Genomic DNA, 7,455 nt, shown 5'->3' with positions numbered 1-7,455 from the left:
GGGGCGGTAGTAGGGACCCTTGTCGAACAGGGGGCCGGCCCCGTGCTGGAAGAGGAATGCCGGGTTGGGGTGCCAGGATTCCGGGCCCGGCGTCTGGAACGTGGTCATCGCGGTCAGGGGTGTGCCGATGTCACCGCGCCGGATCAGGCGCAGTGCGGTCTGCAGGCCGGCGCCGAGGAACGTGTCCGGGGCGCAGCCGAGGCGGATTCCTGCGGCGTCAGCGGTTTTGAGCAGACCAAGGCCGGAGTCGCGGTCCAGCGAGAAGGGCTTCTCGGTCCAAACGTGCTTGCCCGCGTTCACCGCCGCTGTGGCTACCTCCACGTGGGCGGCAGGAATGGTCAGGTTGACGATGATTTCGACGTCGGGGTGGTTCAGGGCTTTTTCCACTCCACCCCACCCGGGGATGCCGTACTCCGTGGCTCGGGCTTCCGCCGCTTCCTCGACCAGGTCGGCGATGACGTGCACCGTGAGGTCCGGGAAAACGGTGAGGTTGTCCAGGTACTGCTTGCTGATGTTCCCGGCGCCGATCACGGCAACGCCCACCGGGCCCTTGCGGGACGACGTCGCGGGCAAAGGGGTGTTCATGCCTTGATGCCTTCGCCGGAGGCGATCAGGAATGACAGGCTCTCGTTGATGCCTTCAAAGATGTCCCCGGCGTAGTCATCAAACTCCACCACTCCCACCTCCAGCGACTTGGCTGCTGCGATCACGTCCAGGATCTGGACCTCGCCCTGTCCGGCCGGCAGTTGGGCCTTGGGGTCTGTGGTCAGTGGCCCGTCCTTGATGTGGATGAACTTCACCCGGTCACCGAGCTTCGCAAGGATCTCCACCGGATCCTGGCCGCCGACGGCCACCCAGTACGTGTCCACCTCCAGAACCAGTTCGGGGTCCAGCAGGTCCGCGAAGTACTCCAGGGCGGTCCGGCCCTCGATGATGGACTCCAGCTCCCACTGGTGGTTGTGGTAACCCACACGGACGCCGTACCCTGCACCCTTTTTTGCTGCTTCATTCAGCTGGGCGGCCGTAGCCTGGACGTCCCGGGCGGACTGCCAGCGGTCCGCTGGAATGAACGGATCGATCACGGTGGTGATCCCTAATTCCCTGGCTGCTGCGAAGATCTCGTCCTGGTCCTGGCTCAACAGCGGAGCATGGCCGGAAGGCGCGGTGAGGCCGTTCTCCCGCAGTGCCTCACCCAGTTCGCGGGCTGTGGCTACGAAGTTGTACGGCTCCACCTGGGCAAAGCCGATCTCTGCGACTTTCCGGATGGTGCCGGAAAGATCCTCCTGGATCGCGTTCCGCACCGTATAGAGCTGGAGGGAGTAGGACATTGGTCTCCTGGGTTTCAACTCGGTTCCGGGCTGCCGGCAGTGGTCTCGGCCACACCTCTTTCGTCTACTGCAAAGCTAGGTCTACTTTTGCTGGGCGTCAAGCAAAAGTTGAAAGGGTGACACGCAGAAGTGGCCGTGCTATCTATGTCCTATGACCAAGACAGCAGGCAGCAGCGCCGCAGCGTCTGAGCCTGCCACAGCCCAAGGCGGAGCCGGCGACCTGTTCCAGCTCTTGCGGGACGGTAAGGCAAGGACGCGGGCTGAATTGGCGTTAGCCACCGGACTGGCGCGCTCCACGGTGGCAACACGCATCGACGCGCTCATCGCTTCAGGACTGGTGGGCCCTGCCGGCGAAGCGAACTCGAGCGGTGGAAGGCCGCCGTCGCGCTTTGCATTCAATCCCGCCGTGCGCGTTGTGCTTGCAGTGGATGTAGGGGCCACCCACGTGATCGTGGCCGTGACGGACCTCAATGGCAACATCCTTGCCGAACAGAGCCTGGCGCAGGATGTGGCGGACGGGCCTGAGGCTGTCCTGGGCCGGGTGGTGAAGGAAGGGGTGTCGTTGCTCGCCGCGGCCGGACGGGAATCGGCTGACCTGGCAGGTGTCGGGGTCGGCGTGCCGGGCCCGGTAGAGCACTCCACCGGGCAGCCCGTCAAGCCGCCCATCATGCCGGGCTGGGACGGGTTCGACGTCGTCTCTTACGTACAGCGCTCCCTGCCGGTCCCGGTGCTGGTGGACAACGACGTGAACATCATGGCGCTGGGGGAGCGGACCGCCCACTGGCCCGAAGACGACAATTTCCTTTTCATCAAGGTTGCCACCGGAATCGGCTCCGGGATCATCAGCAGCGGAACGCTGCAGCGCGGTGCAAACGGTACAGCCGGTGACCTGGGCCATGTGCGCGTGCCGCGCGGCGACGACGTGCTGTGCCGCTGCGGCAACTACGGCTGCCTTGAGGCTTTGGCATCCGGTCCGGCATTGGCAGCGGAACTGAACCGGCAGGGCGTGCAGGCGGCGAAGGGCAGTGACGTAGTGCGGCTTGTTGCCCAAGGGAACCTGCAGGCCATCCAGGTGTTGCGCCAGGCGGGCAGGGACGTGGGCGACGTTCTGGCCACCGTGGTCAATCTGCTCAATCCGTCTGTCGTGGTGATGGGCGGAAGCCTGGGCCAGGCCGGGGAACATCTGATGGCGGGCGTACGAGAGGTGGTCTACCGGCGCTCGCTGCCGCTGGCCACAGCCCAGCTCCGGATTGCACTGTCCCTTGCCGGCGACCGGGCTGCCATCCTGGGCGCAAGCCAGATGGTGACCCAGCATGTGTTGTCCCCGGCAGCGATCGAGGCCACGCTTCAGGCGGCCGGGTAGGCCGCCGCAACCCTTTTCAGCCCTGCCGGAGGACAGACTGAAACTGGTTCAGGCCGAAATGACGCGCACAGGTGAGCCGGCGAGCCAGGCCTTCACATCCTCCAGCGCTCCCCCGTAAAACTGCCGGTAGCTCTCCCGCGTGACGTAGCCCAAGTGCGGGGACAGCACCGTGTTGGGGGCATTGAGGAGCGGGTGGCCTGCCGGCAGGGGTTCATGGTCGAAGACATCCAGCGCGGCGCCGGCGATCCAGCCTTCGGACAGGGCACGCACCAGGGCGTCCTGGTCTACCAGAGGCCCTCTTGCGGTGTTCACCAGGACGCCGTCGGGCCCCAGGAGCCGCAGCTCCGGTTCGCCCACTATGCCCTCGGAACGGGGAGACAGGCGCAGGTGGAGCGTGGCGACGTCGGAATTTCGAAAAAGGTCCGCCTTGGACACTTTCCGCGCCCCGGCCTCCGCTGCGTCCTCGTCTGTCAGGTTCTGGCTCCACGCGAGGACGTCCATACCGAAAGCCTGGCCGTACGCGGCAATCCTGCGACCTATTTTGCCCAGGCCCACCACGCCCAAGGTCTTGCCCGCGAGTTCGAACCCCACTGTGTTCTGCCAGCCGCCGGAGCGGAGCGAGCCGTCCTCGGCGGGGATGTTGCGTGCGATGGCCAGGAGCAGTGCCCACGTCAGTTCAGGGGCGGCGGTGGGCGATCCGGGAGTACCGCAGACGGTCATCCCGAGCTCAGTTGCCGCCTCCACGTCAATGGACGCGTTCGCCATGCCGGTGGTCACCAGGAGCTGAAGGGCGGGGAGCTTCTCGAGCACCTCCCGCGGGAAGGCCGCCCGCTCCCGCATGGCAATGATGATGGTTACACCTGCCAGGGCAGACACCAGCGCGTCCTGCGATGCGAACGGTTCCCGGTAGGAGGTGACCGTCACGCCGTCGGACTCGAGGGAGGACCAGTCCGCGAAACCATGCGCCACGTCCTGGTAGTCGTCAAGGATGGCAAGCCGGTGCTGCATGGTGTGTCCTTCGTCCCGGAGTCTTCGGCAGTGATGTTCATCCTAAGGCAGGACCGGCACGCGCCACCGGAAACTGTGGTGTCGTGCCCGTGATAGCAATGGGGGTAATGAAAAGAGATCCAACCCCCAAGCCCTGCTGGTGAGCGCCCGCTTCCTCGCCAGGATTCCGAACACCTGGATCCTGCTGGCCTGCATAGGGCTGCTGGCGCTGAACCTTCGCGGCCCCTTTGTGGCCGTGGCCCCGGTGGTGGATGTTATGCAGGCCGACCTGGGCTTTTCCCCGGTGGTGCTGGGGCTGCTGACCAGCATTCCGGTCCTGTGCTTTGCGCTCGCAGCACCCCTGGCGTCGCTGGTGGCCCGCGGGTTTGGCGCCGAGTTCGCAGTCACCCTCACCATCCTGGGCGTGCTGGCCGGCGTCATCATCCGTTCGGCTGGCGGCCCGGCGCTGGTCCTGGCCGGGACAGTGGTGATTGGCCTTGCCATCACCATCGGCAATATCGCCGCGCCCCTCATCATCCGCCGCGACTTCCCGCCCGTGCGGCAGGGAACGGCCATGGGCGTTTACACGGCCGCGCTGAACGTTGGATCCTTCCTGACCTCGATGGTCACGGCGCCGCTGGCCGAACTGGCGGGGTGGCAACTGGCGCTCGCATCGGTAGGGATCTTCACCGTAGCGGCCATGGTGTGCTGGGCGCTCGCCGTCGGACTCCGCAAAGCCTTCGTGCCGTCCGCGGTTGTTGTTCCGGACGGCCCCAGGGACGGAGCTGGTGCAGGATCAGCATGGACCACGGCGGGGCTGACGGCCGCGTTCGCGGGCCAAGCCTTCTCCTACTACGCCGTCACGGCGTGGCTTCCCAGCTACCTCAACGACGAACTTGGAATGTCCGCTGCTGAGGCGGGAGCGGGGTCCTCGTTGTTCCAGGTGTTTGCGATAGTGGGCGGCCTCGGCGTGCCGTTCGCTGCCAAATACTTCAGTACGACGACGGTGGCAGTCACCTTGGGGCTCCTGTGGACGGCCGTACCCGCGGGCCTCCTGCTGGCTCCGGAGCTTTGGTGGCTGTGGTCCGTTCTTGGCGGCGTTGCCCAGGGCGGCGGGATCACGCTGATCTTCATCGCCATCATCAAACTGGCCCGCGACCAGGTGGCGGCCGGCCGTATGTCCGCTACCGTCCAGGGACTGGGTTACTGCTTCGGCGCCGTCGCTCCGCCATTGGTGGGGTACGTGCACGACGTCTCCGGATCCTGGACACCGGCCCTGCTCCTTATTCTGGCGTCGGTGCTGACGTTCTTCCTTGCTGCCACCCTCTCCGTGCGGCGGGTTCCCAAGGGGCGCTAAGGCGTAGCGGCAGCCCGCCGTCGTCGTGCGATGTGTCCGTCGCCGGGCCGGCCCTCCGGATTTCGGAGGTGCCTGTTGCGGGAGGGCGTGCCGGCCCGGCAGACGGAAGTCTGGTTATGCTGCAGCCAGCTCCTCAACCGATGCGCGTTCACGGGCTTCGGTGAGGTAGCGGGCGTAGGCGGGGAGGGTGAGGAAGGACGGGAAGTCGTGGGCCAGGGTGACTTCTTCGAAGATGTCGCGGGCGTCTTCAAAGCGGTCGCCGTCGAAGCGTTCGAGCCGTGCGAATTCCTCGTCGAGGAGCTCCTCTACCCAGTGGTGGGTGATGATTTCGCCGTGGTCGGTGATGGCGCGGGCGTAGATCCATTGCCAGAGCTGGGAGCGGGAGATCTCGGCTGTGGCTGCGTCTTCCATGAGGTTATGGATGGCTACTGCGCCGTTGCCGCGGAGCCAGGATTCGATGTAGCGGATCCCCACTTCGATGTTGTTCCGGATACCCTGTTCGGTGATGGTGCCCTCAGTGGCGGCCACGTTGATCAGTGCGCGGTCGTCCGGGATGACGTCCTCGCGGAGCTTATCCAGCTGGTTGGGCTTGTCGCCCAGGACGGTGTCGAACACTTCACGGCAGACGGGCACCAGGTCCGGGTGGGCCACCCAGGAGCCGTCGAAGCCGTCGTTGGCCTCGCGGGTCTTGTCTGCGCGGACCTTTTCGAGGGCGTTGGTGTTGGCTTCGGGGTCCTTGCGGTTGGGGACGGCTGCTGCCATGCCGCCGATGGCCATGGCGCCGCGTTTGTGGCAGGCGCGGACGAGTTGTTCGGTGTAGGCGCGCATGAACGGCTGGGTCATGGTCACCTGGCCCCGGTCGGGGAGGACGAAGCGCGGGCCGCGGGTGCGGAAGTTCTTGATCAGGGAGAAGATGTAGTCCCAGCGGCCGGCGTTCAGGCCGGCGGCGTGGTCCCGCAGCTCGTAGAGGATCTCCTCCATCTCGAAGGCCGCGGTGATGGTTTCGATCAGCACGGTGGCGCGGATGGTGCCCTGCGGGATGCCGAGCAGGTCCTGGGCGAGGATGAAGATGTCGTTCCAGAGCCGGGCTTCGAGGTGGTTCTCGATCTTGGGCAGGTAGAAGTACGGGCCCTTGCCCTGGGCCAGGAGGCGGCGGGCGTTGTGGAAGAAGAACAGGCCGAAGTCCACGATCCCGCCGGCCACCGGGGCGCCGTCGATCAGCATGTGCTTTTCGGGCAGGTGCCAGCCGCGGGGCCGGACCACAATGGTGGGCAGTTCGCCGGCGGGGCGCAGCTTATATTCCTTGCCCTCCGGGCTGATGAAGTCGATCCGCCGCTCCAGGGCGTCGGTGAGGTTCAGCTGGCCCTTGATCACGTTGCGCCAGGTGGGGGTGGAGGAGTCCTCCATGTCCGCGAGCCACACCTTCGCACCGGAATTCAGGGCGTTGATGGTCATCTTCTTGTCCACCGGCCCGGTGATCTCCACCCGCCGGTCCTCCAAGCCCGGCGCCGGCGGAGCGACCCGCCACGACGGATCGTTGCGGATGTGCTCGGTTTCCCTGAGGAACCTGGGATCAGCACCTGCGGCAATCTCAGCACGCCGGCTCCGCCGCGCCTGCAGCAGTTCCTGGCGCCGGGCGGCCGTCGCCCGATGCAGCCTGGCCACGAACTCCAGCGCGTCCGGAGTAAGCACCTCGTTCTGCCGGCAAATGGGCTGCGCGGTCAGGGTTATGCCATTGATGGTGAAGCTGTCAGTGAAACTGTTCATTTCAATTGCTCCTTAAAGCAAGAAGGGAAGTTCGACGGCGGGTGGCGGCAGGGTGGCAGCTGAGGCACGAGGCCGAGGAGCCGGCGTCGCGGCAGCCTGCGTAAAAGGGGCCCCGCGTCCCGGTCCGTCCTCGCTCAGCGAGGTCGAAACCGGGACGGGGGGAATAGCAGGCAGAGCGATGCCGGTCCGGAGGCCGGAGGCGACAACCGCCGTCGAACGCTAAGTTTTAGTGGAACTGGCCTTCTTCGGTGGATCCCACCAGGGCCAGGGTGGATGCATTCGGGTTGAGTGCTGTGGCGATGTCGTCGAAGTAGCCGGTGCCGACTTCGCGCTGGTGCTTGGTTGCGGTGTAGCCGCGCGATTCGGAGGCGAATTCCTTTTCCTGGAGCTCGACGTAGGCGCTCATGCCTTCCCGGGCGTAGCCATGGGCGAGGTCGAACATCGAGTAGTTCAGGGCGTGGAAGCCGGCCAGGGTGATGAACTGGAACGTGAAGCCCATGGCGCCAAGTTCACGCTGGAACTTTGCGATCGTGGCGTCGTCCAGGTGCTTGCGCCAGTTGAACGAGGGCGAGCAGTTGTAGGAGAGCATCTGGTCAGGGAACTCGGCCTTGACGGCCTCGGCGAACTTGCGGGCCAGTTCCAGGTCCGGGGTG

The 7,455-nt window shown here is 65.8% G+C and carries 6 protein-coding genes and 1 pseudogene; 2 read left to right on the top strand and 5 right to left on the bottom strand.

Going from position 1 to position 7,455, the window contains the following annotated elements; all coding sequences use genetic code 11:
* Together AC5RWX_RS28225 and AC5RWX_RS28220 are read right to left on the bottom strand one after the other, a co-directional pair.
* Nucleotides 1-585, bottom strand: a 585-nt coding sequence (locus AC5RWX_RS28225) for a Gfo/Idh/MocA family protein (RefSeq protein WP_494099557.1), incomplete at its 3' end; no start/stop codon positions are given.
* Nucleotides 582-1,328, bottom strand: a complete 747-nt coding sequence (locus tag AC5RWX_RS28220; RefSeq protein WP_494099556.1) for a sugar phosphate isomerase/epimerase family protein — start codon at nucleotides 1,326-1,328, stop codon at nucleotides 582-584. The genes AC5RWX_RS28225 and AC5RWX_RS28220, both read right to left, overlap by 4 nt.
* 151 nt (nucleotides 1,329-1,479) lie before the next feature.
* Between AC5RWX_RS28220 and AC5RWX_RS28215 the strand changes: the two genes are divergently transcribed.
* On the top strand, nucleotides 1,480-2,691 hold the full coding sequence (locus AC5RWX_RS28215) for an ROK family transcriptional regulator (protein WP_494099555.1): 1,212 nt from the start codon (nucleotides 1,480-1,482) through the stop codon (nucleotides 2,689-2,691).
* A 48-nt stretch (nucleotides 2,692-2,739) separates the two neighbouring features.
* Here AC5RWX_RS28215 and AC5RWX_RS28210 read toward each other — a convergent pair whose 3' ends face one another.
* Nucleotides 2,740-3,699, bottom strand: a complete 960-nt coding sequence (locus AC5RWX_RS28210; protein ID WP_494099554.1) for a D-2-hydroxyacid dehydrogenase family protein — start codon at nucleotides 3,697-3,699, stop codon at nucleotides 2,740-2,742.
* A 139-nt stretch (nucleotides 3,700-3,838) separates the two neighbouring features.
* Here AC5RWX_RS28210 and AC5RWX_RS28205 point away from each other — a divergent pair, with 139 nt between their 5' ends.
* Nucleotides 3,839-5,035 carry an MFS transporter gene (locus tag AC5RWX_RS28205; RefSeq protein WP_494099553.1) on the top strand — a complete coding sequence of 399 codons (1,197 nt, stop codon included), beginning with the start codon at nucleotides 3,839-3,841 and terminating at the stop codon, nucleotides 5,033-5,035.
* A gap of 114 nt (nucleotides 5,036-5,149) precedes the next feature.
* Here AC5RWX_RS28205 and aceB read toward each other — a convergent pair whose 3' ends face one another.
* Entirely contained in the window at nucleotides 5,150-6,802 is a 1,653-nt protein-coding gene (aceB, locus tag AC5RWX_RS28200; RefSeq protein ID WP_494099552.1) for a malate synthase A, read from the bottom strand.
* 226 nt (nucleotides 6,803-7,028) lie between these two features.
* Nucleotides 7,029-7,455: pseudogene (locus AC5RWX_RS28195) on the bottom strand (isocitrate lyase); the annotation flags it as partial.

This window comes from Arthrobacter sp. SPT-J7 (genome assembly GCF_059089965.1).
Note: the sequence above shows the minus strand (reverse complement) of the source record. Positions and strands in the feature narration are given on the sequence as shown.